Genomic DNA, 24,804 nt, shown 5'->3' with positions numbered 1-24,804 from the left:
AATCGTGCGTGACATCACGGTTTTCTCCGGCTCCGCCCACCCGCAGCTCGCCGAAGAGATCTGCGCCCATCTCGGCACTCCGCTCCACCCCGTGGCGATCAACCGCTTCGCCAACGACGTGCTGGAGGTCCAGCTCCAGGCCAACTGCCGCGAGCGGGACGTGTTCCTCATCCAGCCGCTCGTGCCGCCCGTGCAGGAGCACCTCGTGGAGCTGCTGCTGATGCTGGACGCGGCCCGGGGCGCGTCGGCGGCTCGCACGACCGTGGTGCTGCCCCACTACGCCTACGCCCGCAGCGACAAGAAGGACGCGCCGCGCATCTCGATCGGGGCCCGGCTCGTCGCCGACCTCATGGTGGCGGCCGGCGCCGACCGGGTGCTCGCGATGACCCTCCACTCGCCGCAGGTCCACGGCTTCTTCAGCGTGCCCGTCGACCACCTGCACGCGCTGCGGGAGCTGGCCAAGCACTTCCGCCGCTACGACCTGTCCAACACCGTCGTCGTCTCGCCCGATCTCGGCAACGCCAAGGAGGCCGCGGCCTTCGCCCGGCTGCTCGGGGCCGGGGTGGCGATGGGCGCCAAGCAGCGCTTCAGCGACGACCGGGTGGTGATCAGCTCGGTCATCGGCGACGTCGCCGGCAAGGACGTGATCATCCTGGACGACGAGATCGCCAAGGGCAGCACGGTCATCGAGCTGCTCGACCGGCTGCGGGAGCGCGGCGTCAACTCGGTGCGGATCGCCTGCACGCACGGCCTGTTCGCGGCCGACGCGATCGAACGGCTCGGCGCGCTGCCCGAGGTCGCCGAGATCGTCTGCACCAACACCGTCCCGCCGCCCCGGCCGAGCGACAAGCTCACGGTCCTGTCGATCGCGCCCGCCCTGGCCGAGGCCATGCGCCGCATCCACGACGGCGAGTCGGTGAGCGCCCTGTTCAGCACGTCCTGATCGTCGTCCGGGCGGCGTGTCATGCTCGTCAGGTGATCGACACGGGACTCGCCGGCCAGGTCGTTCTCGTCACCGGCGGCGGCCGCGGCATCGGGGCGGCCATCGCGCGCGCCTTCGCGGCCGAAGGCGCGCGGGTGGCCGTCCACGGGTTCGCGGGATCCGCGCCGCCACCGGGCGTCACCTGGGAGCACGTCACCCCTCCCCTGGACGAGGCCGAGGAGCTCGCGGCCGGGCTGGGCGGCGGCGCGATCGCGGTGCGTGCCGACCTGATGGAGCCGGACGCCCCCGTGCGGCTGTTCGACGTGGTCGAGAGCCGGCTCGGGCCCGTTGACGTGCTCGTGAACAACGCCGCCCACTGCGAGAGCCCCGACACGTTCGAAACGGTCACGGCGGCCGGGCTCGCGCGCGCCTACCAGGTGAACGCGATCGCTCCCACCCTGCTCATCGCCGAGCTGGCTCGCCGCCGGCGGCCAGGGCACTCAGCCAGTGCGGTCAACGTCTCCACCGACGCGGCCCGCGCGTTCCCCGGCCAGGTGGGGTACGGCACCTCGAAGGCGGCCCTGGAGGCGCTGACCCGGGCGGCGGCGCTCGACCTGGCAGCGGCCGGGATCAGGGTCAACGCGGTGGCCCCCGGGCCGGTGCAGACGGGCTGGATGGACGCCGCCACGGAGGAGCACGTCCGGTCGATCGTGCCGCTGGGACGGGCCGGGGAGCCGGCCGACATCGCCGGCGCGGTGGTGTTCCTGGCCTCGCGTCAGGCCCGGTACATCACCGGCCAGGTCCTTCAGGTCGCCGGCGGCCACGCCCTCTGAGCCAGCGCCGGCCGACCTAGGCCGGCGGCCGTGGAGGAGGCGGCGTCGCGCTGTCGTCGCGGTGGGCAGGGGTCCTCGCTTCACCGGCGGTCACAGGACGCGGGTGAGCCTGGCCAGGGCCTCCGTGATCTGCTCGGGGGTGAGGCCGAGGTCCGAGCGCTGGTAGGAGTACACCTCGGGGGCGAGCGGCGCGAGCAGCGGGTCGACGAGCGCGTCCGGGCGCGGCGTGCCCGCCGCGACGAGCAGCGAGCGGACGTGCGCCCGCCAGAAGCCGTACGCGCCGGTCTCGAACCGCGTGCGGCCGACCTCGCTGCCCAGCACCAGGTGGACGTGGTCCTCCAGCAGCCGCACCATCGCGGCGTAGAACGCGGCGAGCCGTTCGGCCGGCGGCGCCCCCGGGCCGAGCGGCGGGTCGCCGCGCAGCAGGCGCTCCTGCAGCTCCCGCTCGTGCTCGTCGAGCAGCGCGACCGCGATGGACGCGCGGTCCGGGTAGCGGCGGTAGAGCGTGCCCCGGCCCACTCCGGCGGCCTTGGCGATGTCGTCCATCGTCACCTCGTGCGGCGGCCTGGCGGCGAACAGCGCGGCGGCGGCTTCGAGGATCCGGGCGCGGTTGCGGGCAGCGTCGGCTCTCTCCATGCCCACCAGTTTAGGTGGACATCGCGTCCGGTTATGGTTAACTGGACATAGTGTCCGCTTAGAGATCGGAAGAAACCATGCTGCTCCACCTGGACGCCAGCGCGCGCCGCGCCTCGTTCTCCCGCCGGCTGTCGAAGGCGTACGCCGAGAGCTGGCGCGCCGCGCACCCCGACGCGGGATACGTCTACCGCGACCTGGCCGCCGACCCCGTGCCGCACATCGGCGAGGCGTGGACCGAGTTGTGCGACCACATCCTCGAGCACCAGATCACCGACATCTCCCGCTACGAGGAGGCGGTGCGCACCCCCGCCCGGCGCGAGGCCTGGGCGATCGTGAAGCCGCTGCTGGACGAGGTGGTGGCGGCCGACGTGGTGCTGATCGGCACGCCGATGTACAACTTCTCGATCCCGTCGTCGCTGAAGGCCTGGATCGACCAGATCACCTTTCCGAAGATGTCGCTCAAGGGCCGCTCGTTCGTGGTCACCGGCGCCCGCGGCGGCGCGTACGGCCCGGGCACCCCGCGCGAGCCGTACGACCACCAGGAGCGCTACCTGCGCGACTTCTTCCAGGGCCACTTCGCGGTCGAGGACGTCACGTTCTTCCACGCCGAGCTGGTCAACTCCGGGCTCGACCCGGCACTCGCGCACCTGCGCGGCAAGCACGAGGAGTCGCTGGCCGCGGCCCTGAAGGCGGTGTCGTCGTGAGCTGGCTCGTCCTCCTCCTCGCCGGGCTGGTGGAGGTGGCCTGGTCCCAGAGCATCAAGCCGACGCAGAACTTCACCCGCCCGGTGCCCACCCTGCTCTGCCTCGCCCTGATGGCCGCCGCCGTCTGGCTGCTCTCCCAGGCCATGAACACGCTGCCCGTCGGCACCGCCTACGCCGTGTTCACCGGCATCGGGGCGGTGGGGGCGATCACGCTGGGCGTCGTGCTCGGCGACGACCCGATCTCGGTGGGGCGGATGGCGGCGGTGAGCCTGATCGTCGTGGGGATAGTGTTGGCGCGAATCACGACATAGGCGGAAAGGGTCGGAGCTTATGGGGGAGATCAGAGCGTCCTACTTGACGGCCGCGGAGTCGGCGGTGGCCCTGCTGGGCGATCCCGCCGTGGCCGCCGCCTGGGACAAGCCGAGCGCCCTCACCGAGTTCAGCGTCGCTGGGCTGGCCGGACACCTCGCCCACCAGCTCGTCCGGGTCGACCGGCTGCTCGCCGCGGGCACGACGCCGGGGACGGAGCCGATCGGCCTGCTGGAGCACTACGCCAGGTCCCCATGGGTCGAGGCGGGCCTCGACCACGAGATCAACGTCGGCATCAGGCGCGCCGGCGAGGAGTCCGCCTCCGCCGGCCCCGCCGCGCTGGCCGCCGCCACGGCCGAGCTGCTGGAGCACCAGCGCGCCACCCTGCCCGCCGAGCCGGCCGACCGGGTCCTGGACCTGCCGTCGGGCTGGTCGCTGCTGCTGGACGACTTCCTCCTGACGCGCGTGATCGAGCTGGTCGTCCACTCCGACGACCTGGCGGCAAGCGTGGGCGTGGGGACACCGGCCCTGCCCTCGACGGTCGTGGACCCGGTCGTGGACCTCCTGGCCCGCCTCGCCGTCCACCGGCACGGCGCGACGGCCGTCATCCGCACCCTCAGCCGCACGGAGCGCGCCCCGGCCACCATCAGCGCGTTCTAGGACCAGGGGCCGTCACCCGCGACCCGGCGGCCCGACAGCGGCGGCCCGACAGCGGATCAGGCGCGGGCCCGGGGCCCGCGCCTGATCCGTCCGGCACGGAGTCAACGTGCCGGAGGCGAGCGCTCAGTGACGGCGGCGACTACTGCGGCGACGCCTGTCGCTGGATTGCTGGAGTTCCTGCAGCGCGACGTCCGGTTGCTTCGGCGGCCGGAACACGAAAGGCAGGAAGTGCTGGATGGACATGGAGTGCTGGATCGACATGACGTCTCCCCACTCATCTCTGGTTCGCCGGTCGGATGCGGACCGGCATGTCGGCTTCGAGCGATTCAATGTCTCCAACCAGGTGCGCGAGGGGAGGCTTCCAGGAAAACGCGTGGCTTTGGGGGCATTTCGCCCGAGGTTGGCCGCGTGCCAACCTGGTCCGATCGTCCGTTGGCGTTGCGGGGCCGATACGCGACCCGGATGCCATGAACCGCGGCCGCGTGCGGTTCTCGCGGGTCGTGCGCCGCTGCCGCCCCGGTCGCGAACCGCTCTCTGGTCGGCGGTCTAGGAGTCGCCGCGACGCTGCGGGTGAGAGCCGGCTACGTCAAATCTTTCGCGATCGTCACGGCGCCCCCGCCCTCGTGAGTCAGGCGGTGGCCAGGCGCAGGGCCTGGACCACCTCATGGCCCTTGAGGGCACTGGACGGGTCCAGGAGCCACTGCGACAGGAAGCCCGTCAGCATGGCCTGGTACAGCGAGCCCACCAGCCGGGCTCGCTCCGGGTCCGTCGCCGGGTCGATGCCCGCGAACAGCTCCGCCAGCCCGTCCTGCGCCGCCCGCAGCCCCTGGACGAGGTAGGCGCGCACCTCCGGCAGATGGTCCACCTGGCCGACCAGCTCGAACTGGGTGATCCAGAGCGGCCGGAGCCGGTCCAGCGACTCGACGACCCGGTCCCACGCCACCTCGAAGCGCCGCAGCGGCGTGGCCCCGGGATCCACGGAGCCGGCCAGCGTGGCCGCCAGCTCGTCGCCCCACTCCCGCATCGCCTCGAACAGCGCCTCGTTCATCAGCGCGTCCTTCGAGCGGAAGTGGTAGCCGATGCCCGCCAGGCTCACTCCCGAGGCGCTCGCGATGTCGCGGGCGGTGGTGCGGGAGTAGCCCTTCTCCATCAGGCACCGCTTCGCCCCGGCCAGCAGGTCCTCACGATTTCCCATGCCAGGAGAGTAGCACAACCGTCTCATACAAGCGTTCTGGACAAGCGTCTGACACACGTGTACCGTTCAGGGCATGACGAACATCCTGATCTCCGGGGCGAGCATCGCCGGCACCACGGCCGCCTACTGGCTGCGCCGCCACGGCTTCACACCGACCGTGGTCGAGCGGGCGCCCGCGATCCGTGAGGGCGGCTACAAGGTGGACATCCGCGGTGCCGCGATCGACGTGATCGAGCGCATGGGCCTGCTGGAGGCGGTCCGCGCCCGGAGCACGGAGATGCGCCACGTGACCCACTACGACGCCATGGGCCGTCGCGTCGCGACCATGGACGCCGACCTGTTCGGCGGCCGGCACGGCGGCGACGCGGAGATCATGCGCGGCGACCTCAACGAGCTGCTGTACGACCTGACGCGCGACGACGTCGAGTACATCTTCGACGACACGATCACGGGGATCGCCGAGGACGGGACCGTGACGTTCGAGCGCTCCGCGCCGCGCCGGTTCGACCTGGTCATCGGGGCCGACGGGGTCCACTCCGTCACCCGGCGGCTGGTGTTCGGCGAGGAGGAGCGGTTCCGGCGCGACCTCGGCTGCCACATCTCCATCTCGACCGTCCCGAACCATCTCGGCCTCGACCGCGAGGAGGCCGTGCACGTGGCGCCCGGCAGGACCGCGAACGTCTACAGCACCCGGCAGGACCCGACCGCCAAGGCGCTGTTCATGTGGTCGTCGGCGCCCCTCGCCTACGACCACCGCGACACCGCCCGGCAGAAGGAGCTGCTGGCCGAGGCCATGGCCGGGACCGGCTGGGAGGTGCCCGAGCTGCTGGAGGCCGTCCGGCGCTCCGACGACTTCTACTTCGACTCGGTCAGCCAGATCCACATGGACCGCTGGTCGAGCGGCCGGGTCGTGCTGGTGGGCGACGCCGGCTACTGCGCCTCGCCGGCCTCCGGGCAGGGCACGAGCCTCGCGCTGGTCGGCGCGTACGTGCTGGCGGGCGAGCTGGCCCGGGGCGCCGAGGGCGCGCTCGACCGGTACGAGGCCGTGCTGCGGCCGTTCGTCGAGGCCAACCAGAAGCTCGGCCCGGCCAACCTCAAGGGGATGGTGATCGGGTCGCGCCTGGCCATCCGGATCCAGCTCATGATGATCAGGCTGCTGCCCCACCTGCCCGGCCGCGACCGGATGATCGAGCGGGTCGCCGGCGCCATCCACCGCGCCGCCAACGCCATCGCGCTGGCCGACTACACGACCGTGGAGGGCTAGAGCCAGGACCTCCTCATCCGCCCAGGATCCACGGGATCGCGCCGCGCGGGTGGAGTCCGTCGAAGAAGGCCAGGCCGAGCCCCGGCGGGTCGGATGTATGCCCTGTGGCAGATGTGACGGGACATGCCTCTGCCTAGCCTGTGACGACATCCGCGGCGCTCGCCGCACCACCTGTGGAGGATTCGATGATCTGGCCGAGATCAGCCTTGCTCGCTGTGCCTCTGGTGATGACGCTGGGAGCGTATGCTCCCGCGGGCGCCGCCTCCCTTTCGTCCACTTCATCCACCGCGCCACCGGCGCCGTCCCTCACCTGGTCCGCGTGCGGCCCGGACGTCCCGGCCGAGTTGCGGTGCGCCGAACTGGCCGTTCCCGTCGACTGGAAGGATCCCGGCGGCAAGACGATCTCCCTCACCCTGGCCAGGGCATCCGCGACCGGCGAGGCCGCGGGCACCGTCCTGTTCAGTCCCGGAGGTCCTGGCGCCGCCGGCGTTCAGGCGCTGTCCCGGTCACTGCCCCGTTTCGCCGGTTTGCGTACCCGGATGAACGTCGTCACATGGAACCCGCGCGGCGGGCAGAGCGGCGAGCACCTCCCGCTGGCGTCCTGCGCGACCGGGCCCGCGTTCGCCACTCCGGAGAACCGGCGCGAGTACGACCAGGCGCTCAAGGCGAACGCCGCCGCAGTCGCTGCCTGCAGGGAAGCCGCGCCCGGCCTGTTCGGCCACATGGACTCCGCCACCCAGGCCCGCGACATGGACGCTATCCGCGCCGGCTTGGGCGAGGAGAAGCTCTCCTATCTGGGCAACTCCTACGGCGGCGTGCTGGGCGCCTCCTACGCGCGGCTGTTCCCGCAGCGGGTGCGCGCCATGGCGCTGGACAGCGTGCCCGACCACGTGTCCCCGGTCGCGGAGTCCGAGCGGCTGCAGTACAAGGGCCTGGAGGAGGTGTTCAAGCGCTTCGTCCGATGGTGCGCCGGCTCCTCCGACTGCGCGCTGCGCGGGACCGACGCGGAAACGGCCTGGCAGGACGTCGTGAAGCGGGCCGAGCGCCATCCCCTGCCCGGTTCCGCGGCCGCTGGGGACCGCCGCTACGACGGGGACGACCTCAAGGCATTGGCGCAGGGCATGATCTTGCGCGAGGCGGGCTGGCCCGCGTTCGCCAAAGCCATCGCGAGCGCCTCGAAGGGCGACGCGTCCGGTTTCGACCCGCAGGGCCGCGGCGTGCCGCCGCAGCCGAGCGCCCTGCTCGCGGTGACGTGCGCCGACGGGTTCCGCTATGACGGCTACCGCGCCTACCGTACGGCGGTGCGGCGCTCAGCCAAGGTGTCGCCGAACTTCTCCGGCGTCCGGGAGAACGCGCGTCTCGCGTGTTCGCCGTGGGCTGCCGAGGCCGCCAACCCGCCGGCGCCGTTGCCTGCCCGCGCGCTTCCGCCGCTGCTCGGCGTCGGGCCCGTCTACGAGTACAGCTCTGTCCACGCCATCACCGACCAGGTCCCCGGCTCGGTCACGGTCAGGTACGACGGCATCGGCCACGGCCTGTACGTCAACCACGGCGATCCCTGCGTGGCCGAGCACGTGGACAGATACTTGATCAACGGTACGCTCCCGGCTCCCGGCGCCACCTGCCCCGCAAGGCCGGCGTGATACTTGGTCGCGTGAGACGGTCAGCGGCTTTCCGGTCCTTGGCACGGGACGCGGACGGCGTCTGGAGGCGTATCCCCGTCATGGGCCGCGACGCCCTGCTGGCCTGCGCCACGGCGATCATCGCGCTGACGCTCTCGGCGCTGGACGGATGGTGGCGCGACCGGCCTGCTGAGCTCACCGACGTGGGCGCGGCGGCGCTGTGGGCGGTGCCGACCCTGGCGGCCTGCGCACCGCTGGTGATACGCAGGCGGCTGCCGCTGACGGCGGTCGCCGCCTCCGCGGCGGTGATGCCGGCGGTCAGTCTCGCTCTGGAGCGCGACACCGGCACCTGGATCCTGGGCCTGACCGTCGCGTCGGCGGCCTTCCACCGCCACCGCCTGCGCTCGGCGCTCCTGATCGGCTCCGTCGTCTGGGCGGTGGCGGCAGGCATCGGGGGCATGTCCACGCCGGGCCTCACCAGCATGTCCGTCTACGCGGCGGCCGGGGCGGCGCCGGTCGCCGCCGGATACGCGCTGCGACTGCGGGCCGACCGCGCCGCTCAAGCGGCGCGGCTGCAACGTGCCAGGGAGGAGCGGGCACGCTCGCAGGAGGCAGCACGGATCGCCCGAGACGTCCACGACATCGTCGGTCACCACCTCAGTGCGATCAGGCTCCAGGCGGTCGGCGCCCGGCGGGCGCTGGCCGGTCGCGACTCCGAGGCCGACCGCGCACTGGCCGGCATCGCCGGTCTGTCGGCCGAGGCGCTGGCCGAGATCCGGGCGCTGCTCACGACATTGGTCCGGTCGGACAGCGAGAACCAGCCGCAGGAGCGAGGCCTCGCCGACCTGCCCGCGCTCGCGGAGCGCAGCGGCGGGTCGGAGCTGGCCGTCGCCCTCGACGTCGATCCCCACCTGGAGAGCACCGTCCACCCGGAGACGGCGGCCTGTGCCTACCGGATCGTGCAGGAAGCGCTGACCAACGTGGCGCGGCATTCCACGGCCGGAACGGCCTCGGTCAAGGTTCGTGGGGCGAACAGCCGGGTCGTTGTCACCATCGACGACCCGGGTCCGCCCCGCTCATCGGCCGGCGGCGGCCTGGCGGACGACCGCGTTCCGAGCGGAGGGCGCGGCCTGTCGGGCATGCGTGAGCGCGTGGAGGCGCTGGGCGGGCACTGCCACATCGGGTCACGCGGCAAGAACGGCTGGCGGGTGCGCGCCGACCTCCCCGTGCTCCCCCCGGACGCCCGTGTGGATCGTGGGCCGGCGGCGAAGGCTGGCGGTGGCGGCCCTTCCCCGGAGTCGCCCGGGTACGATCGTCCGGTCCGGCGGGTGGGTTCGTGATCCGCCTCCTGATCGCCGACGACCAGCATCTCGCCCGTGAGGGACTACGGCAACTGCTGAGCCACGAGCCCGACATCGCCTTCCTCGGCGCCGCGCGCGACGGGGCCGAGCTGGTCAGCATGGCGAGCGAGCACCACCCGGACGTGATACTCACCGATCTCCGCATGCCGGGCACGGACGGGATCACGGCCATCCGGCGGCTGACGGCCCGGGCGCCGTACATGGCGATCATCGCGCTGACCACGTTCGACACAGACGAGTATCTTTTCGGGGCACTCGAAGCGGGCGCCGTGGGCTTCCTGCTCAAGGACGGTGACCCCGACCTCTACCTGGCGGCGGTGCGCGCGGCCCACCGAGGTCAGGGGTTGATCGACCCGCAGGTCACCCGCAGGCTCGTGCGCCGCTTCGCGACCCCGCCCGTCCAGGCCGACGCCCGCGAGCTCACGGTGCGGGAGACGGAGGTGCTCCGGCTGGTCGCGCTGGGCCGGACCAATGCTGAGATCGCCGACGAACTCGGCATCGCCGCGGGAACGGTCAAGATCCACGTGTCACGCGTCCTTGCCAAGATCGGCACGCGCACCCGTGTCCAGGCCGCGATCTACGCGTATCGATCAGGGCTGGTGCCCCCGGACGAGTAGACGCACCGGACGGTCTCCCGCCGGAGCAGCGGCAGGTCCACGATGTGGTGTCCGAGACGTTGCCGGAGGCGTTCAAACACCGGCACCGCTCCCAGGCCGCCCGGGCCGCCGCGATGATCGACCCGTCCCAGTCCGTGGGGCAGTCGGCCGAGGCCTGCCGGCGGCGGGATCGTGCTCCTCAATGACGTCTGGTGAGCTGGCTAGTGGTCTCCCGGGCCGGTGGTGGCCGCCGCGTAGTGGCAGGCCGCCTGGGCCGCGGGCACCGCCGGCAGGACGGCCAGCGGCTCCGCCCGGCACCTGCCGTCCACCCCCGCCTCAGCCGCGCGGCCGGAGGCGAGCACCTGGCAGCGGGCGTGGAAGCGGCATCCGCCGGGGATGCGCGTCGGGTCCGGCGGCTCGCCGGTGAGCACGATCCGCTCGGGCGACTCGGGGAGCACCGACAGCAGGGCCTGCGTGTACGGGTGCCGGGGCGCGGTCAGCACCTGCTCGACCGGGCCCGACTCGACGATCCGGCCCAGGTACATGACCGCCACCCGGTCGGCGATGTTCCAGGCGAGGCCGAGGTCGTGGGTGACGACCAGCGCCGACAGGCCCAGCTCGTCGCGCAGCCGGAGCAGCAGCGCGAGGATCTCGCCCCGCACCGAGGCGTCGAGCGAGGCCACCGGCTCGTCGGCGATCAGCACCTTGGGCTCCAGGGCGAGCGCCCCGGCGATCACGACGCGCTGGCGCTGGCCGCCGGACAGCTCGTGCGGGTAGCGCAGGAAGAACCTCTCGGGCGGCCGGAGCCCGGCCCGGGACAGCGCCGAGGCGACGACCTCCTGCTCGCCCGCCAGGCCGTGGATGCGCGGCCCCTCGGCGACGGCCTCGTAGACGGTCTGGCGCGGGTTGAGCGAGCCCATCGGGTCCTGCAGGACGAGCTGCACCTCCCGGCGGTACGCCTTGAGCGCCTTGGAGCCGTACTGCAGGGCCGTCCCGCCGTACAGGACGGAGCCGGAGGTGGGGCGTTCGAGGCCGAGCAGGGTGCGGGCGAGCGTGGTCTTGCCGCAGCCGGACTCGCCGACGAGCGCCACGATCTCGCCCTCGCCGATCGCGAGGTCCACCCCGTCGACGGCGCGGGCGCGCCGCCCGCGCGAGGGGAACTCCACGTGCAGGTCGCGGGCCTCCAGCAGGGTGGGGCGGACCGTGCCGACGGTCTCCACGGGGGCTTGCGTCTCGGTCACGAGGTCTCCAGGGTGGCGGGCTCGGCGGGCTCGGTGGCGGCGTCGGCGGCCGGCCGTACGTGTACGCAGGCCGCGCGGTGTTCGGGGCCGGCACGCCAGAGCTCGACGTCCAGGGTGGGGCACTCCTCCACCGCGACCGGGCACCGCGGGTGGAACGAGCAGCCCGTCGGCAGCTCCATGGGGTCGGGCGGGTCGCCGCCGAGCCCCTTGGGCGCGAGCCGCGAGACCGGGTCGCCGACCGTGGGGAAGGCGGCGGCCAGCGCGGCGCTGTAGGGATGCCGGGGTTTGTGGAACACCTCGTGCGACGGTCCGTGCTCGACCACCCGGCCGGCGTACATGACGGCGAGGCGGTCGCAGACGTCGGCGAGCACCGACAGGTCGTGCGAGATCATGATCAGCGAGATGCCGCGCTCGGCGAGCAGCTCCTTGACCAGGGTCAGCACCTGCGCCTGGACCATCACGTCGAGGGCGGTCGTCGGCTCGTCGGCGATGATCAGCCGGGGCGAGCAGGCGAGCGCCATGGCGATCATCACGCGCTGCCGCTGCCCGCCGGACAGCTCGTGCGGGTAGCTGCGCGCCCGCCAGGCGGGCAGACCGACCTGCTCCAGCAGCTCGGCGACGCGCCCCCGGGCGGCCTCGGGCCGGGCCAGGCCGTGGACGAGGAGCGGCTCGGCGATCTGGTCGCCGATGCGCTGCACCGGGTTGAGCCCGTGCTGCGCGCCCTGGAAGACGATCGACGCCTCCGCCCAGCGGACGGCGCGCATCCGGCCCCACTTCATGGTCAGGACGTCCTCGCCGTCGAGCAGGATCCGGCCGCCGACGCGGGCGTCGCGCGGCAGCAGCCGCAGCAGCGCCATGGCCAGCGTCGACTTGCCGGACCCCGACTCGCCGGCGACCCCGAGCGCCGTCCCCGCGTCCAGCGCCAGCGACACCCCGCGCACGGCGGGCACCTCGCCCGCCGCGATGCGGTAGGTCACGGAGACGTCGTCCAGTTCGAGCAGAGCCATCAGCCCGCCTTCCTGAGTCGCGGGTTGAGCACGGCCTCCAGCGCCCGGCCGCAGAGCGTGAACGCCATGACGACGGCGAGGATGCAGAGACCGGGGATGAGGATGTACCACCACGCGCCCTGCGTCGCCGCGCCGAAGTCGTAGGAGGCGCGCAGCATGGTGCCCCACGAGGTCTTGTTGGCGCTGACGCCGAGGAAGGCCAGCGTCGACTCGGTGACGATGGCGCTGGCGACCTCCAGGGTGGTGCTGGCCAGCAGCAGGGGCGCGACGTTCGGCAGCACGTGGCGGGTGGTGATGTGCCAGTGGCCGCCGCCGAGGGCCCTGGACCGCTCGATGTACGGCCGGGCCTCCACGGCGAGGGTCTGCGCCCGGATGAGGCGGGCCGTGGTGGGCCAGGTGGTCACGCCGATCGCCACGATGATGGTGAACGTGCTGCCGCCCAGGATGGCGGCCAGGACCATGGCGGTGATCAGCGAGGGCAGCACCAGGAACCAGTCGGTGACCCGCATGAGCACGCCGCCCAGCCAGCCGCGGAAGTGCCCGGCGGCGATGCCGACGACCATGCCGATGACGATGCTGAGCAGCGCGGCGAGGAAGCCGATGAGCAGCGAGGCCCGCGAGCCCCACCAGACCATCAGCAGGATGGACCGGCCGGACTCGTCCGTGCCGAACGGCTCGGCCAGGCTCGGCGGCGCCCACTTGGCGCTGGTGCCCGACACGACGCTGGTCACGCTCTCGTCGATGAACAGCGGCGCGACGAGCGCCAGCACCACGGCCACGACCAGCGCCACCAGGCCGGCCATCCCGGCCTTGTTCTGCCGGAAGCTCCGCCAGAACCGGCCGAACGCCAGCCGCCTGCGGCTCCAGGCGACGGATTCCACAGTGGCGGTGGTCACGCCGACCTCACTCTCGGGTCGAGCAGCCGGTAGACCACGTCGGCCAGCGTGTTCATGAGGATCACCGCGACGGTGATGAGCATGAACGTGCCCTGCATGAGCGTGAAGTCCGGCACCTTGATCGCCTCGTAGAAGAGCTGCCCGAGACCGGGCCAGCTGTAGATGGTCTCCACGGTGACCGCGCCGCCGACGACGAAGCCGATGCGCATGAACACCAGCGTCACCGTGGGCAGCAGCGCGTTGGGCACCGCGTGGCGGCGCCGTACCTCGTCGTCGCGCAGGCCCTTGGCGCGGGCCACCGTCACGTAGTCCTGGCTGACCTCCTCCAGCAGGGAGGATCGCATGACCAGCAGGTACTGGGCGTAGACCACGGCCACCAGCGTCAGGCAGGGCAGCACCATGTGCGAGGCCACGTCCAGCACGTACGCGAACCCGTCGGGCGCGTCCACGCTCTCGATGCCCCGCGTCGGGAACAGCCCCGGGATCGGCCCGATGCCCACGCCGAACACCATGAGCAGCAGCAGCCCGAGCCAGAACGTCGGCACGGACCACAGCACCAGCGAGATCCCGGTCGAGACCCGGTCGAAGCGGGAGTTGTGCCGCCAGCCGGCCCGCGTGCCCTGCCAGAGCCCGAGACTGACCGCGATGACCAGGCCCACGCCGGCGAGCAGCAGCGTCGGCCCGAGCCGCTCGCCGATCAGGCCGAGGACGGGCCGCTTGTACTCGTAGGAGGTGCCGAGGTCGAAGCGGAGCGTCTTGCCCACGAAGTCGACGAACTGGTCGAGCACCGGCTTGTCCAGGCCCAGCCGGTGGCGCTCCAGGGCGAGCTGGGTGGGGGTCATGTTGCGGCCCTGCGCGAGGTTGCGCACCGGGTCGCCGGGCAGCAGCCGGAACACGAAGAACGTGCCGACGATCACCATGGCGATGCTGAACAGCGCCCCACCCAGCTTCGACAGCGCGTACCGCAGCGTGCCGCCGTGGGTGGAGCGCTCGTCACCAGGGCCCGCCGCCTGGACGGCGGCGGGCTCTGCTGCTTCGAGCGGTGCTGTCATTCGCGCTCGTCCGCGACGCCCTTGCGTCGCCTGGTCACGAGGAACACCACCAGTCCGAGGACGACCACGCCGCCGACCACGCCGAGGATCAGCCCGGTGTTGGACCCGCCGTCGGCGGTCGAGCCGGCGGCCGGGGCCGCGACCGTGTCCACGGTGTAGAACGGCCAGTAGCCGCTGCCGCCGTAGAGCAGGCCGTTCTGCTCGGGGATCGAGGTGATGCTGGTGATCCGGTCCTTGCGGTAGCCCTCAAGGTCATTTGTGTAGTAGACGGCGATGATCGGGGCCTCGGTGTAGAGGCGCTCCTGCATCTGCTTGATGAGGTCGGCGCGCTTGGTGCGGTCGAGCTCCTTGAGCTGCTCCTGGTAGAGCTTCTCGTAGGTCGGGTCGCAGTAGAACGACTCGGTGCCGCCGCCCTCACCCTTGGGGGTCGGCCGGCGGCTGCACAGGTGCGTCGCCAGGACCTCCTCGGGGTCGGGGTTGACCGACCAGCCGCTGATCGCGATGTCGTAGTTGCCCGTGACGCCGGTCTCCTCGGAGAACTTGCTGGAGTCGAGCTTCACGGTGGTCAGCGTGACGCCGATCTCCTTGAAGAAGCCGGTCAGGTACTCGGCGAGCTTGTCCTCGATCGGCGTGTCGGTGTGGATCGTGAAGCGGAACTCCAGCTTCTTCTTGCCGTCGGGCATCGTGCGGACGCCGTCGGCGCCCTTCTTGTAGCCCGCGTCGTCGAGGATCTTGTTGGCCTTGGCCGGGTCGTAGGTGACCTTGGTGTCGCCGGTGGCCTCCCAGAAGAAGTCCTTGTACATCGGCGGCACGATCGAGCCGTCGGCCGGCTTGGCCAGGCCGCTCTGCACCTCGGCCACGAGCTTCTGCTTGTCGATCGCGTAGTGCAGCGCCTGGCGGACCTTCACGTCCTTCAGCGCGGGGTGACCGTCGCCGACCGGCTTGTCGTCGGTCGTCGTGGCGCCGGGGTTGACCTCCAGGTACGCGGCACGGCGGCCCTGGTTGTTCCACGCCACGATGTTCGGGTCGTTCTGGATGGCCTGGAACTCCGGCGGCGCGAGGCGGCCGATGAGGTCGATGTCACCCTTCTTCAGGCCCGCGATGGCGGCCTGCGGGTTGTCGTAGAAGATGACCTGGAGGTCGTCGATCTTCGGCTTGCCCCGCCAGTAGTTGGGGTTGGCCTGCAGCTTGACGTACTGGTCCTTCTTGTGCTCGACCGCGATGTAGGGCCCGCTGGAGACGGCCGGGTAGGTGTCGGCCTCGTAGTTGGCGAGGTCGGTCACCTTCTCCCAGACGTGCTTGGGCATGATCGGGATCGGGTTCTCCAGGATGGAGGCCTGGGGCGCCTTCAGCTTGATGACCAGGTCCTGGCCGTTGGCCGTGACGCTCTCGAAGTTCTCCACGGCCGGGCCGTTGGCGGTCTTCGCGGCGTCATCGGTCATGATCTTGTTGAACGTCCAGGCGGCGTCGTCGGCCGTGACCGGCTGGCCGTCGGACCACTTGGCCTGCCGGATCTTGAACGTCCACGTGAGGCCGTCCTCGGAGGACGTCCACGACTCGGCGAGGTCGGGGCTGGGCTGGAGGGTCTTCGAGTCGGGCACCGTGAGGTAGCCGTACATCCACCGGTGGATCGAGGTGGAGACGAGACGGACCGCCAGGAAGGGGTTCATCGAGTCCACCGCCTGGGTGGCCCCGACACGGAGGACCTTCTTCCCCGCCGCAGGCTCCTGGGCCAGTGCCACCTGACCCTGACCTGCCAGTAACAGCGCTACGCCCAGCACAGCCAGGCGTGCGATCCATTTCCTCATATGTGCCTCACCTTCAGGCGGGAATTCCTGTGTAGAGAAAGGCACACCATACGAACAGTGCGTGTCAACGAGTGACGGAAAATTGTTTCATCTTCGTTTCCTGATCCGGTGTAAATTTTCAGTCGGTCTGGATGGCCTTGCCCTGATCCACGCGGAGCCGGCGATCCATGTGGACGGCGTCCAGCATCCGGCGGTCGTGGGTGACGAGCAGCAGCGTGCCGGGGTAGGCGTCCAGGGCCGACTCCAGCTGCTCGATGGCGGGCAGGTCGAGATGGTTGGTCGGCTCGTCCAGCACCAGCAGGTTGACGCCCCTGGCCTGGAGCAGCGCCAGGGCGGCCCGGGTGCGCTCGCCCGGCGACAGCGTCGAGGCCGGCCGCAGCACGTGCGCGGCCCGCAGCCCGAACTTCGCCAGCAGCGTCCGCGCGTCGGCGGGCACCATCTCGGGCACGTGCCCGGAGAACGCGTCCAGCAGCGGCTCCTCCCCCTCGAACAGCCCCCTGGCCTGGTCCACCTCGCCGACGACCACGCCCGGCCCCAGCGCGGCGTTGCCCTCGTCCAGCGGGATCCGGCCGAGCATCGCGCCGAGCAGCGTGGTCTTGCCCGAGCCGTTGGCGCCGGTGATCGCGATCCGCTCGGCCCAGCCCACCTCCAGGTCCACCGGTCCGAGCGTGAACGTGCCGCGCCGCACCATCGCGCCGCGCATGGTCGCCACGACCGCTCCCGCGCGGGGCGCGGCGGCGATCTCCATGCGCAGCTCCCACTCCTTGCGCGGCTCCTCCACGACGTCCATGCGCTCGATCAGCCGCTCGGTCTGGCGGGCCTTGGCGGCCTGCTTCTCGGTCGACTCCACCCGCATGTTGCGGCCGATCTTGTCGCCGTCGGTGGCCTTGCGCCGGGCGTTCTTCACGCCCTTCTCCATCCAGGCGCGCTGGGTGCGGGCGCGGGCCTCCAGGTCGGCGCGGGTGCCCGCGTACTCCTCGTACTGCTCGCGGGCCTGCCTGCGGGCGACCTCCCGCTCCTCCAGGTACGCCTGGTAGCCGCCGCCGTACAGCCGGATCCGCTGCTGGGCGAGGTCGAGCTCCAGCACCTTGGTGACGGTCCTGGCCAGGAACTCGCGGTCGTGGCTCACCAGCACCGTGCCGGCCCGCAGGCCCGTGACGAACCGCTCCAGCCGGTCCAGCCCGTCGAGGTCGAGGTCGTTCGTCGGCTCGTCCAGCAGGAACACGTCGTACCGGCTGAGCAGCAGCGACGCGAGCCCCGCGCGGGCCGCCTGGCCGCCGGACAGCGAGGTCATGGCCTGGCCCAGGTCCACGGCGAGACCCAGGTCGGCGGCCACCTCCTCGGCCCGCTCCTCCAGGTCCGCGCCGCCCAGCGCCAGCCAGCGCTCCAGGGCGTCGCTGTAGACGTCGTCGGCTCCGGGCCGCTCCTCGACGAGGGCCTGCGTGGCCGCGTCGAGGTCGCGCTGCGCCGCCGCCACGCCGGTGCGCCGGGCGAGGAACGCCCCGACCGTCTCGCCCGCCCTGCGCTCCGGCTCCTGCGGCAGGTGGCCCACGGTCGCGGTCGCCGGGCTCAGGCGTACGGCGCCCTCCTCGGGGGCGTCGAGGCCGGCGAGCATCCGCAGCAGGGTCGACTTGCCGGCGCCGTTGGCCCCGACCAGGCCGATGACGTCGCCTGGGCTCACCACCAGGTCGAGCCCCGAGAACAGCACCCGATCCCCGTGACCCGCCGCGAGGTCCTTCACCACCATGGTCGCGCTCATGTGGTCCGATGGTATCGAGCCGCGTCAACCCGGCTAGGGTGGCCCGATGCCGCGCCTGCCCGTCGCCCTCGTCGCCGTCCTGACGGTCGTGGCGGGGCTCGGGGTCCGGGCGCTGGCCGACGGCGCCTTCGCCAAGTACGCGGGCGACGCGCTGTACACGGTCCTCCTCTACACGCTCGTCGTGCTGGTCCGCCCGCGGATCCGGCCCGCCGTGGCCGCGCTCGTGGCGGGCGGGCTGAGCTGGGCGATCGAGTTCGCCCAGCTCGCCGAGATCCCCCCGGTCCTGCGGCCGGTGCTGGGCAGCACCTTCAACCCGCCCGACCTGCTCTGGTACGCCGTGGGAGCCGCCGCGGCGTGGGCCGCGCACGCATACATCCCAGGACGCCGGATAGGGGGTGAGGACATCCGCTCCAAGGAGGAATCCTGATGATGGACGGCAAGACGATCGCGTTCCTCGTCGCCCCCGAGGGGGTCGAGGAAGTGGAGCTCACCGAGCCCTGGAAGGCGGTCACGCAGGCGGGCGGCACTCCGAAGCTCGTCTCCACCGCCTCCGGCCGGATCCAGGCCTTCAACCACCTGGACAAGTCAGACACCTACGCCGTGGACGCCACGGTGGACGAGGTCTCGGCGTCGGACTTCGACGGCCTGGTGCTGCCGGGCGGCGTCGCCAACCCCGACTTCCTGCGCATGGAGCCGAAGGCCGTGCGGTTCGTCCGCGACTTTTTCGACGCGGGCAAGCCCGTGGCCGCGATCTGCCACGCGCCCTGGACGCTGGTGGAGGCCGACGTGGTGCGCGACCGCACCATGACCTCCTGGCCCAGCCTCCGGACGGACCTGCGCAACGCGGGCGCCACCTGGGTGGACAAGGAGGTCGTGGTGGACACCACGGGACTCAACATCCTGGTCACGAGCCGCAAGCCCGACGACCTCAAGGCGTTCAACCAGGCGACGGTCGACGCGTTCAGCGCCTGAGCTCGTCCGGCACGCACGGCGGCCAGGAGACGGCCCGCCCGCCGCACTTCACGAGACCTCCTCCGCGCCGCCGCTCAGGGCGGCGCGCTCGATGGCCGCGAGCAGCCGGTGCAGGCGCGCCGCGGCGTGGAAGTCGGGATCGGCCGGACGGCCCTCCCGAATGGCCCGCCCGACCTCCTGGTAGAAGGCGGCGACGTTGGCGACCGGGCCGCCGGCCGGGTCGAAGGGCACGGTCCGGTAGGAGGCGGGCACCTCGACGCGCTCGCCGCCGACGCGGATCTCCCAGTCGGTCCAGTGCATGTACACGCCCGGCCGGGCAGGGCCGGCGGTCAGCGTTCCCTCGGAGCCGACGAGCTTGACGAGGAACCCGTCCGGGCTGCCGCTGCCCCCGTGGACCGTGACGGAGGCGGTGGCGCCGCCGGCCAGGGTGCCGTGGAGCAGCACCTGGCTCGGTACCCGGTTCGCGACGGTCCGGCCGGTGTCGCCCACCGCGACCGTGTCGTACCGGCGGGGCAGCCGCGCCGACACCTCGGTCAGCGGGCCCGCCATCCGCTCCAGCGTCGCGAGGAAGTGGCCGGCCATGATCGTGAGGATGGTGGTGCCGCCGGCGGGGTCGGTGCTCCACTCCATGCCCGCCGGGATGACGGCGCCGCCCAGCGGGTCGCCCGCGGCGACCAGGACGGCCGACTCCAGCCGGCCGACACGGCCCGCCGCGACCAGGTCGCGGACGAAGCGCGCGTCCGGCGAGTGATGACCCTGGAGGCTGACGGCGTGGACCACGCCGGCCGCCGTGGCGGCGCGGGCCAGCTCGTCCGCCTCGGCCGGGTCCACGGTCAGCGGCCACTCCGACACCACGTGTTTGCCCGCCTCCAGCGCGGCCCTGATGACCGTGGCGTGCCCGGGCGCCTTCACCGACACCACCACGAGGTCCACGTCGGGATGGGCGGCCAGCGCGCCGGCGTCGGCGAACGCCAGCGGCACGCCGTGCTCGGCCGCCGCCTTCCCGGCGCTGGCCCGGTTCGTGGTGGCCACCGCCGTCACCTCGAACCCGTCCAGCCCGGCCAGCGCGGGCAGGTGGGACACCCCCGCCCAGCCGCTCGCTCCGACGACTCCGGCTCTGATCATGTCCGACCTCTCCTAGTTACGTATCGATCGGTATAAAACTAGGGGAGGCGGAGCGCGGGATCAAGAGGTAACGTACCGATAGGTATAAAACTGGGGAGGTACGGCATGCCCGGCGGCAGACCACGCGCCTTCGACGCCGACATCGCGCTCGACCGGGCGCTGGAGGTGTTCTGGAGACAGGGCTACGAGGGGACGTCGCTGTCTGATCTGACCGCGGCGATGGGAGTCAACCGGCCCAGCCTGTACGCCGCCTTCGGCAACAAGGAGGAGCTGTTCGCCAAGGCGCTCGACCGTTACGTCAGCGGCCCGGGTGCCTTCGCCGCCGAGGCCCTGATCGCGCCCACGATCCGGGAGGTCGTCCGGCGCCTGGTCGAGGGCGCGGTCGAGCTGACCACCGGCGCCGGCGGGCCGGGCTGCCTGAGCGTCAACAGCGTCCACGCCTGCGGCCCCGACTCCGCCACCGCCCGTGAGGCGGCGATCGCGTGCCGCAGGGCCGCCGAGACCGCGCTGCGGCGGCGCTTCGAGCAGGCGCCCGACCTGCCACCGGGCTGCGACCCGGCCGTCCTGGCCCGGCTGGTCCACACCGTCACGGACGGCATCGCGGTGCAGGCGGCGAGCGGCCGCACCCGCAAGGAGCTGCGCCAGGTGGCGGACCTGGCTTTGCGCACCGTCCTCGCGGAGCTCACGGACATCCCCGAGCCCGCCTGATCCGCCTGATCCGCCTGATCCGCCCGATCCGTCCAGTCTGCCCGGCCTGCCCGGTCTGGCGCCGGATCAGCCCAGCAGGGCCTCGGCGAAGGCGCGGACCGACGACCGCAGCCGCGTCACCCCGCCCTCGCGCATGACGTGCCTGACCAGGTCGGCGTCGAAGAGCCCCAGCAGGGCGTGGGCCGCGAAGGAGGCGTCGAGGCCGGGCCGCGCCTGCCCGGCGAGCGCGGTGACGTGCGCGTGCCAGCGCACGTAGGTCGGGTCGGCGTACTTGTCCTCCGCGCACGCCCGCTCGTGCGCCGCGAACAGCGCGAGGTTGCGCTCGGCCAGTCCCGCCAGCTCGTCCAGGAAGGCGAGCAGCCTCGTCAGGGGCGGCGAGCCGGGACCCAGCGGCGAGCCCGGGGTGTCGATGGCGCGCGCCAGCGCCTCCGCCCGCTCCGCCAGGAGCTCCTGGAACAGCCCCGTACGGCTGCCGAACCGGCGGAACACCGTGCCCTTGCCCACTCCCGCCGCGGCGGCCACCCGGTCGAGTGAGACGTGCTCGGCCCCGTGCGCGGCGAGCAGCTCCTCGGCCGCGCGCAGGATCGCCTCCCGGTTACGCGTCGCGTCGGCTCGCAACCCGGCCCACCTCGTTCCGTCTCGCCCACTTGCAACCGGACCAACGGTCCCCATACTATCCCCACAGCGAAGCGGACCGTCAGTCCGCTAATTGGATGTCAAGGAGTCAAGCGATGCGTGCCCTGATCGTCTCCGGCGGAGCCCTTCCCGCCGCACCCGTCACCGTCCCCGACCCCGAGCCCGGCCCCGGTCAGGCGCTCGTCGAGATCCACCACGCCTCCGTGAACCCCTCCGAGCTGCGCCACATCGGCCACTTCCCCGACGGGGCCGTCCTCGGCTACGACTCGGCCGGCGTGGTCCTCCGGGCCGCCGAGGACGGCACCGGGCCGGCCGCCGGCGCGCGGGTCGTGGCCTTCGCGGCGGGGGCGTGGGCGGAGCGGGCGGCGTTCCCGACGGACGCGCTGGCCGTCGTGCCGGACGGCGTCCACCTCGCCGACGCCGCCGCGCTGCCGATGGCGGGCCTCGCGGCGCTGCGCTCCCTGCGCGCCACCGGGCCGCTGCTGGGCAGGCGGGTGCTGGTGACGGGTGCGTCCGGGGCGACGGGGCGGCTGGCCGTGCAGCTCGCCCGGCGGGCCGGGGCGCACGTGATCGCCCAGGTCCGGGACCCGGCACGCGCGGGCGACCTGGGGGCCGAGACGGTGACGGACCTCGACGGCGTGGAGCCGGTGGACGCGGTCATCGAGCTGCTCGGCGGGCCGTACCTGGTGGCGGCGTGGCGGCTGCTGAGGCCGGGCGGCAACCTGCAGAGCGTCGGGTGGGCGGCCGGCGAGCCCGCGGTGTTCGTCCCGAACTCGACGTTCGTGCTCGGCGAGGCGCGGACGATCAGCTCGTTCGGCGACGCCGCCGCGCCGGCGGCCGACCTGGCGTACCTGGTGGAGCTGGTGGCGCGGGGCGAGCTGTCTGCCGGAGTGGGCGGGCGGTGGTCATGGGAGCGGCCGGGCGAGATGGCGGCCGCGATCCGCGACGGGAAGGTCCGCGGCAAGGCGATCATCGACATGGATCCGACAAGGACCGATGACCCCGCCAACAATCAGCTGTAACGCCTTGCCCTGTCCTCCGAAATGGTCTACAGGTAGACCAATCAGTGACTCCCCCCGCGCACAGGGAGACCTCATGACCACTGAAGAGGATTCCAGGCGGCTCGCCGAGCTCGGCTACAAGCAGGAGCTGGCAAGGACCTGGAGCGGCTTCTCCAACTTCGCGATCTCCTTCTCCATCATCTCGATCCTCGCCGGCTGCTTCACGACCTTCGGACAGGCCTGGAACAACGGCGGCCCCATCGCCATCTCGTGGGGCTGGCCGCTGATCTCCGTGTTCATCCTCATCATCGGGTTATGCCTGGCGGAGCTGGTCTCCGCCTACCCGACCGCGGGCGGCATCTACTGGTGGGCCGCCACGATGGGCAAGCCGATCCACGGCTGGTTCACCGGCTGGCTCAACCTCATCGGGCTCATCGCGGTGACCGCCTCGGTGGACTACGGCTGCGCCACGTTCCTGAGCATCACCCTCAACCGGGTGACGGGCGGCGCCTGGGAGGCGACGCTGCACCAGGCGTTCCTGCTCTTCGTGGTCGTCCTCGTGCTGCACGCGCTGATCAACATCTTCAGCCACCGGCTCATCTCGCTGCTGCAGAACGTCTCGGTCTGGTGGCACGTGGCCGGCGCCGCGGTCGTGGTCGCCATCCTGGTCTTCGCGCCGGCCGAGCACCAGTCGCTCGGGTTCGTCTTCACCGAGAAGATCAACAACTCCGGGTTCGGCAGCGGCGACGGAGGGCTGCCGTTCTGGCTGTACGTGCTGCCCCTGGGCTTCCTGCTGACGCAGTACACGATCACCGGCTTCGACGCGTGCGCGCACGTGTCGGAGGAGACCCAGGGCGCGGCCAGGACGGCGGCCCGCGGCCTGTGGCAGTCGATCTTCTACTCGGCGATCGGCGGCTGGATCCTGCTGCTCGCGTTCCTGTTCGCCGCGACGGACGTGGACGAGATCAACAAGCAGTCCGGCTTCGTCGGCGCCATCTTCGAGACCGCCCTGTCCTCGCCGCTGGCCACGGTGATCTTCGCGATCTCCACGATCGGCCAGTTCTTCTGCGGGATGAGCTGCGTGACGTCGATGTCGCGGATGATGTACGCCTTCTCGCGGGACGGCGCGGTGCCGGGATGGCGGCTGTGGTCGAAGGTGGACCGCAACCGCACGCCGGTCAACGCCATCCTCGCGGGCTGCGCGGTGGCCGCCTTGATCACCCTCCCGGCCCTGTACGCGCCTCCCGGCACGACGACGCCGGTCGCCTTCTTCGCCGTGGTGTCGATCGCGGTCATCGGGCTGTACCTGGCGTTCATCATCCCGATCTGGCTGCGGCTGCGGATGGGTGACAGGTTCCGGCCGGGGCCGTGGACGCTCGGCGGGAAGTACCGGGTGATGGGCTGGATCGCCTGCGCGGAGATCGCCGTCGTGTCGGTCTACTTCATCATGCCGTTCTCACCGGCGGGTGTGCCGGGCGACCCGAAGTTCACGTGGACGTCGGTCAACTACGCCCCGCTCGCCGTGGGCGTCGTACTGATCGGCATCGCCCTGTGGTGGGCCCTGTCGGCCCGCCACTGGTTCACCGGCCCCCGCCGCACCGTCGACGAACTCCCCGTCAGCTGACGCACACGTCAGGCGGCCTCGAAGGAGGCCGCCACGGCGGCGCGGACCTTGTCCATCGTGGTCTCGCCCAGCTCGCGCTTGAGCGAGGTCATGTCCACGTCGGGCATGCCGCAGGCCACCGCCCAGTGCCAGGGCTCCAGGTCGCCGTCCACGTTGAGGGCGAAGCCATGGCTGGTGACGCCGCGGCTCTGCCGCATCCCGATCGAGATGATCTTGCGTCCGGTGGCCGACGTCCAGACGCCCGTCAGCAGCTCCGAGCCCGGCGGGGTGTCGCGGCGCTCGGCGGGCAGGCCGAGCGCGCCCAGCGCCTCGACGAGCCGCAGCTCCACCTCGCGGACGTAGTCGACGATCCCCTCGTCCTCGGCCAGCTTGACGACGAGGTAGCCGACGAGCTGGCCCGGGCCGTGGTAGGTGAGCTGGCCCCCGCGGCCGGTCTCGACCACGGGGATGCCGCGCGACGGGTCGGGCAGGTGGGCCGCGGGAGTGCGGCGGCCCACGGTGTAGACCGACGGGTGGCTGAGCAGCCAGAGCGTGTCCGGCCGCTCGTCTCGCTGGCGCTCGGCGACGAGGTCGCCCATGCGCTCCATCGCCTTGTCGTAGTCGACCAGCTCGTCCTGGATGAGGGTCAGCGGCCTAGCCTTCATGGTTAGAGGATAGGCCGCCCGCGCGGTCAGTACTTCCTCGGCTCCTCGGGCACGAGGAGCCACATGGCGACGTACAGGACCCACATGGGGCCGGGAAGAAGCGACAGGATCAGCCACAGGACGCGGACGAGCGTGGGCGGCAGGCCCATCTTGTCGGCGAGACCGCCGCAGACGCCGGCCAGGATTCTGTGGTCTCGTGAGCGGTACATGCTGTTTCCTCCGTGTGGTTGCA

Annotated in this window: 27 protein-coding genes; 14 read left to right on the top strand and 13 right to left on the bottom strand. The window is 72.0% G+C overall.

Annotated elements, in window-relative coordinates; all coding sequences use genetic code 11:
• Positions 1-4: 4 nt before the first annotated feature.
• Together ACIBG4_RS21595 and ACIBG4_RS21590 are read left to right on the top strand one after the other, a co-directional pair.
• A complete protein-coding gene (locus ACIBG4_RS21595) occupies positions 5-943 on the top strand; it encodes a ribose-phosphate pyrophosphokinase (RefSeq protein ID WP_310707005.1) in 939 nt (312 codons plus the stop codon).
• A gap of 32 nt (positions 944-975) precedes the next feature.
• The gene (locus tag ACIBG4_RS21590) at positions 976-1,755 is read left to right on the top strand and encodes an SDR family oxidoreductase (RefSeq protein ID WP_355434987.1); all 780 of its coding nucleotides are present in this window, start codon (positions 976-978) and stop codon (positions 1,753-1,755) included.
• Between the two features lie 90 nt (positions 1,756-1,845).
• Here the strand turns inward: ACIBG4_RS21590 and ACIBG4_RS21585 are convergent, their stop codons facing one another.
• Positions 1,846-2,391, bottom strand: coding sequence for a TetR/AcrR family transcriptional regulator (locus tag ACIBG4_RS21585; protein WP_397203297.1), 546 nt, complete (start codon positions 2,389-2,391; stop codon positions 1,846-1,848).
• A 77-nt stretch (positions 2,392-2,468) separates the two neighbouring features.
• Between ACIBG4_RS21585 and ACIBG4_RS21580 the strand changes: the two genes are divergently transcribed.
• From ACIBG4_RS21580 to ACIBG4_RS21570, 3 genes are read left to right on the top strand one after another with little or no spacing between them, the layout of a single operon-like run.
• Positions 2,469-3,095, top strand: coding sequence for an FMN-dependent NADH-azoreductase (locus ACIBG4_RS21580; RefSeq protein ID WP_397203296.1), 627 nt, complete (start codon positions 2,469-2,471; stop codon positions 3,093-3,095).
• Positions 3,092-3,406, top strand: coding sequence for a multidrug efflux SMR transporter (locus ACIBG4_RS21575; protein WP_355434979.1), 315 nt, complete (start codon positions 3,092-3,094; stop codon positions 3,404-3,406). The genes ACIBG4_RS21580 and ACIBG4_RS21575 overlap by 4 nt, the downstream gene beginning before the upstream one ends.
• 19 nt (positions 3,407-3,425) lie before the next feature.
• A complete protein-coding gene (locus ACIBG4_RS21570; protein WP_397203295.1) occupies positions 3,426-4,064 on the top strand; it encodes a maleylpyruvate isomerase N-terminal domain-containing protein in 639 nt (212 codons plus the stop codon).
• Positions 4,065-4,187: 123 nt separating this feature from the next.
• On the opposite strand, the gene ACIBG4_RS21565 is transcribed toward ACIBG4_RS21570, so the two are convergent.
• Together ACIBG4_RS21565 and ACIBG4_RS21560 are read right to left on the bottom strand one after the other, a co-directional pair.
• Positions 4,188-4,325: a hypothetical protein gene (locus tag ACIBG4_RS21565; protein WP_310707011.1), complete on the bottom strand. Its 138-nt coding sequence runs from the start codon at positions 4,323-4,325 to the stop codon at positions 4,188-4,190.
• Positions 4,326-4,692: 367 nt separating this feature from the next.
• On the bottom strand, positions 4,693-5,259 hold the full coding sequence (locus tag ACIBG4_RS21560) for a TetR/AcrR family transcriptional regulator (RefSeq protein WP_397203294.1): 567 nt from the start codon (positions 5,257-5,259) through the stop codon (positions 4,693-4,695).
• Between the two features lie 73 nt (positions 5,260-5,332).
• On the opposite strand from ACIBG4_RS21560, the gene ACIBG4_RS21555 reads away from it, so the two are divergent.
• The 4 genes from ACIBG4_RS21555 (at position 5,333) to ACIBG4_RS21540 (ending at position 10,120) form a co-directional block, all read left to right on the top strand.
• On the top strand, positions 5,333-6,523 hold the full coding sequence (locus ACIBG4_RS21555; protein ID WP_397203293.1) for an FAD-dependent monooxygenase: 1,191 nt from the start codon (positions 5,333-5,335) through the stop codon (positions 6,521-6,523).
• A 227-nt stretch (positions 6,524-6,750) separates the two neighbouring features.
• Complete coding sequence (locus ACIBG4_RS21550; RefSeq protein WP_397203292.1) at positions 6,751-8,163, top strand: alpha/beta fold hydrolase; 1,413 nt, start codon at positions 6,751-6,753, stop codon at positions 8,161-8,163.
• Positions 8,164-8,243: 80 nt separating this feature from the next.
• The gene (locus ACIBG4_RS21545; protein ID WP_397203291.1) at positions 8,244-9,482 is read left to right on the top strand and encodes a sensor histidine kinase; all 1,239 of its coding nucleotides are present in this window, start codon (positions 8,244-8,246) and stop codon (positions 9,480-9,482) included.
• Complete coding sequence (locus ACIBG4_RS21540; protein ID WP_397203290.1) at positions 9,479-10,120, top strand: response regulator; 642 nt, start codon at positions 9,479-9,481, stop codon at positions 10,118-10,120. The genes ACIBG4_RS21545 and ACIBG4_RS21540 overlap by 4 nt, the downstream gene beginning before the upstream one ends.
• 200 nt (positions 10,121-10,320) lie before the next feature.
• Here the strand turns inward: ACIBG4_RS21540 and ACIBG4_RS21535 are convergent, their stop codons facing one another.
• The 6 genes from ACIBG4_RS21535 to ACIBG4_RS21510 form a co-directional block, all read right to left on the bottom strand.
• On the bottom strand, positions 10,321-11,340 hold the full coding sequence (locus ACIBG4_RS21535) for an ABC transporter ATP-binding protein (protein ID WP_397203289.1): 1,020 nt from the start codon (positions 11,338-11,340) through the stop codon (positions 10,321-10,323).
• Complete coding sequence (locus tag ACIBG4_RS21530) at positions 11,337-12,347, bottom strand: ABC transporter ATP-binding protein (protein ID WP_397203288.1); 1,011 nt, start codon at positions 12,345-12,347, stop codon at positions 11,337-11,339. The genes ACIBG4_RS21535 and ACIBG4_RS21530 overlap by 4 nt, the downstream gene beginning before the upstream one ends.
• Positions 12,347-13,243, bottom strand: a complete 897-nt coding sequence (locus tag ACIBG4_RS21525) for an ABC transporter permease (protein ID WP_397203287.1) — start codon at positions 13,241-13,243, stop codon at positions 12,347-12,349. The genes ACIBG4_RS21530 and ACIBG4_RS21525 overlap by 1 nt, the downstream gene beginning before the upstream one ends.
• On the bottom strand, positions 13,240-14,295 hold the full coding sequence (locus tag ACIBG4_RS21520) for an ABC transporter permease (protein WP_310707019.1): 1,056 nt from the start codon (positions 14,293-14,295) through the stop codon (positions 13,240-13,242). Before ACIBG4_RS21520 ends, ACIBG4_RS21525 begins: the two co-directional genes overlap by 4 nt.
• Positions 14,292-16,103, bottom strand: coding sequence for an ABC transporter substrate-binding protein (locus tag ACIBG4_RS21515; RefSeq protein ID WP_397203286.1), 1,812 nt, complete (start codon positions 16,101-16,103; stop codon positions 14,292-14,294). The genes ACIBG4_RS21520 and ACIBG4_RS21515 overlap by 4 nt, the downstream gene beginning before the upstream one ends.
• Positions 16,104-16,221: 118 nt before the next feature.
• Positions 16,222-17,862 carry an ABC-F family ATP-binding cassette domain-containing protein gene (locus ACIBG4_RS21510; RefSeq protein WP_397203285.1) on the bottom strand — a complete coding sequence of 547 codons (1,641 nt, stop codon included), beginning with the start codon at positions 17,860-17,862 and terminating at the stop codon, positions 16,222-16,224.
• A gap of 46 nt (positions 17,863-17,908) precedes the next feature.
• Between ACIBG4_RS21510 and ACIBG4_RS21505 the strand changes: the two genes are divergently transcribed.
• Positions 17,909-18,289 carry a DUF2809 domain-containing protein gene (locus tag ACIBG4_RS21505; RefSeq protein ID WP_310707022.1) on the top strand — a complete coding sequence of 127 codons (381 nt, stop codon included), beginning with the start codon at positions 17,909-17,911 and terminating at the stop codon, positions 18,287-18,289.
• Positions 18,289-18,834 carry a type 1 glutamine amidotransferase domain-containing protein gene (locus ACIBG4_RS21500; protein WP_397203284.1) on the top strand — a complete coding sequence of 182 codons (546 nt, stop codon included), beginning with the start codon at positions 18,289-18,291 and terminating at the stop codon, positions 18,832-18,834. Before ACIBG4_RS21505 ends, ACIBG4_RS21500 begins: the two co-directional genes overlap by 1 nt.
• Positions 18,835-18,882: 48 nt before the next feature.
• Here the strand turns inward: ACIBG4_RS21500 and ACIBG4_RS21495 are convergent, their stop codons facing one another.
• Positions 18,883-19,959 (bottom strand): Gfo/Idh/MocA family protein, encoded by a 1,077-nt coding sequence (locus tag ACIBG4_RS21495; RefSeq protein WP_397203283.1) that lies wholly within the window; start codon positions 19,957-19,959, stop codon positions 18,883-18,885.
• 105 nt (positions 19,960-20,064) lie between these two features.
• On the opposite strand from ACIBG4_RS21495, the gene ACIBG4_RS21490 reads away from it, so the two are divergent.
• The gene (locus ACIBG4_RS21490) at positions 20,065-20,667 is read left to right on the top strand and encodes a TetR/AcrR family transcriptional regulator (RefSeq protein ID WP_397203282.1); all 603 of its coding nucleotides are present in this window, start codon (positions 20,065-20,067) and stop codon (positions 20,665-20,667) included.
• A 66-nt stretch (positions 20,668-20,733) separates the two neighbouring features.
• On the opposite strand, the gene ACIBG4_RS21485 is transcribed toward ACIBG4_RS21490, so the two are convergent.
• Positions 20,734-21,285: a helix-turn-helix domain-containing protein gene (locus ACIBG4_RS21485; protein WP_310707026.1), complete on the bottom strand. Its 552-nt coding sequence runs from the start codon at positions 21,283-21,285 to the stop codon at positions 20,734-20,736.
• 113 nt (positions 21,286-21,398) lie between these two features.
• On the opposite strand from ACIBG4_RS21485, the gene ACIBG4_RS21480 reads away from it, so the two are divergent.
• Both ACIBG4_RS21480 and ACIBG4_RS21475 read left to right on the top strand, forming a co-directional pair.
• A complete protein-coding gene (locus ACIBG4_RS21480; protein WP_397203281.1) occupies positions 21,399-22,325 on the top strand; it encodes a zinc-binding dehydrogenase in 927 nt (308 codons plus the stop codon).
• A 73-nt stretch (positions 22,326-22,398) separates the two neighbouring features.
• Positions 22,399-23,928, top strand: a complete 1,530-nt coding sequence (locus ACIBG4_RS21475) for an amino acid permease (protein WP_397203280.1) — start codon at positions 22,399-22,401, stop codon at positions 23,926-23,928.
• Between the two features lie 8 nt (positions 23,929-23,936).
• Here ACIBG4_RS21475 and lipB read toward each other — a convergent pair whose 3' ends face one another.
• Positions 23,937-24,572, bottom strand: a complete 636-nt coding sequence (gene lipB / locus ACIBG4_RS21470; protein WP_355434934.1) for a lipoyl(octanoyl) transferase LipB — start codon at positions 24,570-24,572, stop codon at positions 23,937-23,939.
• A gap of 26 nt (positions 24,573-24,598) precedes the next feature.
• Entirely contained in the window at positions 24,599-24,781 is a 183-nt protein-coding gene (locus tag ACIBG4_RS21465; protein ID WP_397203279.1) for a PspC domain-containing protein, read from the bottom strand.
• Between the last annotated feature and the right edge of the window lie 23 nt (positions 24,782-24,804).

Origin of the sequence: Nonomuraea sp. NPDC050383 (assembly GCF_044459125.1) — a bacterium.
GTDB lineage: Bacteria > Actinomycetota > Actinomycetes > Streptosporangiales > Streptosporangiaceae > Nonomuraea.
The sequence above is the reverse complement of the archived record's forward strand: the minus strand, read 5'-3'. Positions and strand labels throughout refer to the sequence as shown.

Bases quoted from the DNA above. Each gene is read 5' to 3' on its own strand.
- ACIBG4_RS21545 (WP_397203291.1), top strand. From the start codon at position 8,244: ATGGGCCGCGACGCCCTGCTGGCCTGCGCCACGGCGATCATCGCGCTG.
- ACIBG4_RS21550 (WP_397203292.1), top strand. From the start codon at position 6,751: ATGACGCTGGGAGCGTATGCTCCCGCGGGCGCCGCCTCCCTTTCGTCC.
- ACIBG4_RS21510 (WP_397203285.1), bottom strand. From the start codon at position 17,862: ATGAGCGCGACCATGGTGGTGAAGGACCTCGCGGCGGGTCACGGGGAT.
- ACIBG4_RS21505 (WP_310707022.1), top strand. From the start codon at position 17,909: ATGCCGCGCCTGCCCGTCGCCCTCGTCGCCGTCCTGACGGTCGTGGCG.
- ACIBG4_RS21585 (WP_397203297.1), bottom strand. From the start codon at position 2,391: ATGGAGAGAGCCGACGCTGCCCGCAACCGCGCCCGGATCCTCGAAGCC.
- ACIBG4_RS21465 (WP_397203279.1), bottom strand. From the start codon at position 24,781: ATGTACCGCTCACGAGACCACAGAATCCTGGCCGGCGTCTGCGGCGGT.
- ACIBG4_RS21480 (WP_397203281.1), top strand. From the start codon at position 21,399: ATGCGTGCCCTGATCGTCTCCGGCGGAGCCCTTCCCGCCGCACCCGTC.
- ACIBG4_RS21490 (WP_397203282.1), top strand. From the start codon at position 20,065: ATGCCCGGCGGCAGACCACGCGCCTTCGACGCCGACATCGCGCTCGAC.
- ACIBG4_RS21565 (WP_310707011.1), bottom strand. From the start codon at position 4,325: ATGTCGATCCAGCACTCCATGTCCATCCAGCACTTCCTGCCTTTCGTG.
- ACIBG4_RS21555 (WP_397203293.1), top strand. From the start codon at position 5,333: ATGACGAACATCCTGATCTCCGGGGCGAGCATCGCCGGCACCACGGCC.
- ACIBG4_RS21580 (WP_397203296.1), top strand. From the start codon at position 2,469: ATGCTGCTCCACCTGGACGCCAGCGCGCGCCGCGCCTCGTTCTCCCGC.
- ACIBG4_RS21475 (WP_397203280.1), top strand. From the start codon at position 22,399: ATGACCACTGAAGAGGATTCCAGGCGGCTCGCCGAGCTCGGCTACAAG.
- ACIBG4_RS21570 (WP_397203295.1), top strand. From the start codon at position 3,426: ATGGGGGAGATCAGAGCGTCCTACTTGACGGCCGCGGAGTCGGCGGTG.
- ACIBG4_RS21560 (WP_397203294.1), bottom strand. From the start codon at position 5,259: ATGGGAAATCGTGAGGACCTGCTGGCCGGGGCGAAGCGGTGCCTGATG.
- ACIBG4_RS21515 (WP_397203286.1), bottom strand. From the start codon at position 16,103: ATGAGGAAATGGATCGCACGCCTGGCTGTGCTGGGCGTAGCGCTGTTA.
- lipB (WP_355434934.1), bottom strand. From the start codon at position 24,572: ATGAAGGCTAGGCCGCTGACCCTCATCCAGGACGAGCTGGTCGACTAC.
- ACIBG4_RS21530 (WP_397203288.1), bottom strand. From the start codon at position 12,347: ATGGCTCTGCTCGAACTGGACGACGTCTCCGTGACCTACCGCATCGCG.
- ACIBG4_RS21495 (WP_397203283.1), bottom strand. From the start codon at position 19,959: ATGATCAGAGCCGGAGTCGTCGGAGCGAGCGGCTGGGCGGGGGTGTCC.
- ACIBG4_RS21500 (WP_397203284.1), top strand. From the start codon at position 18,289: ATGATGGACGGCAAGACGATCGCGTTCCTCGTCGCCCCCGAGGGGGTC.
- ACIBG4_RS21520 (WP_310707019.1), bottom strand. From the start codon at position 14,295: ATGACAGCACCGCTCGAAGCAGCAGAGCCCGCCGCCGTCCAGGCGGCG.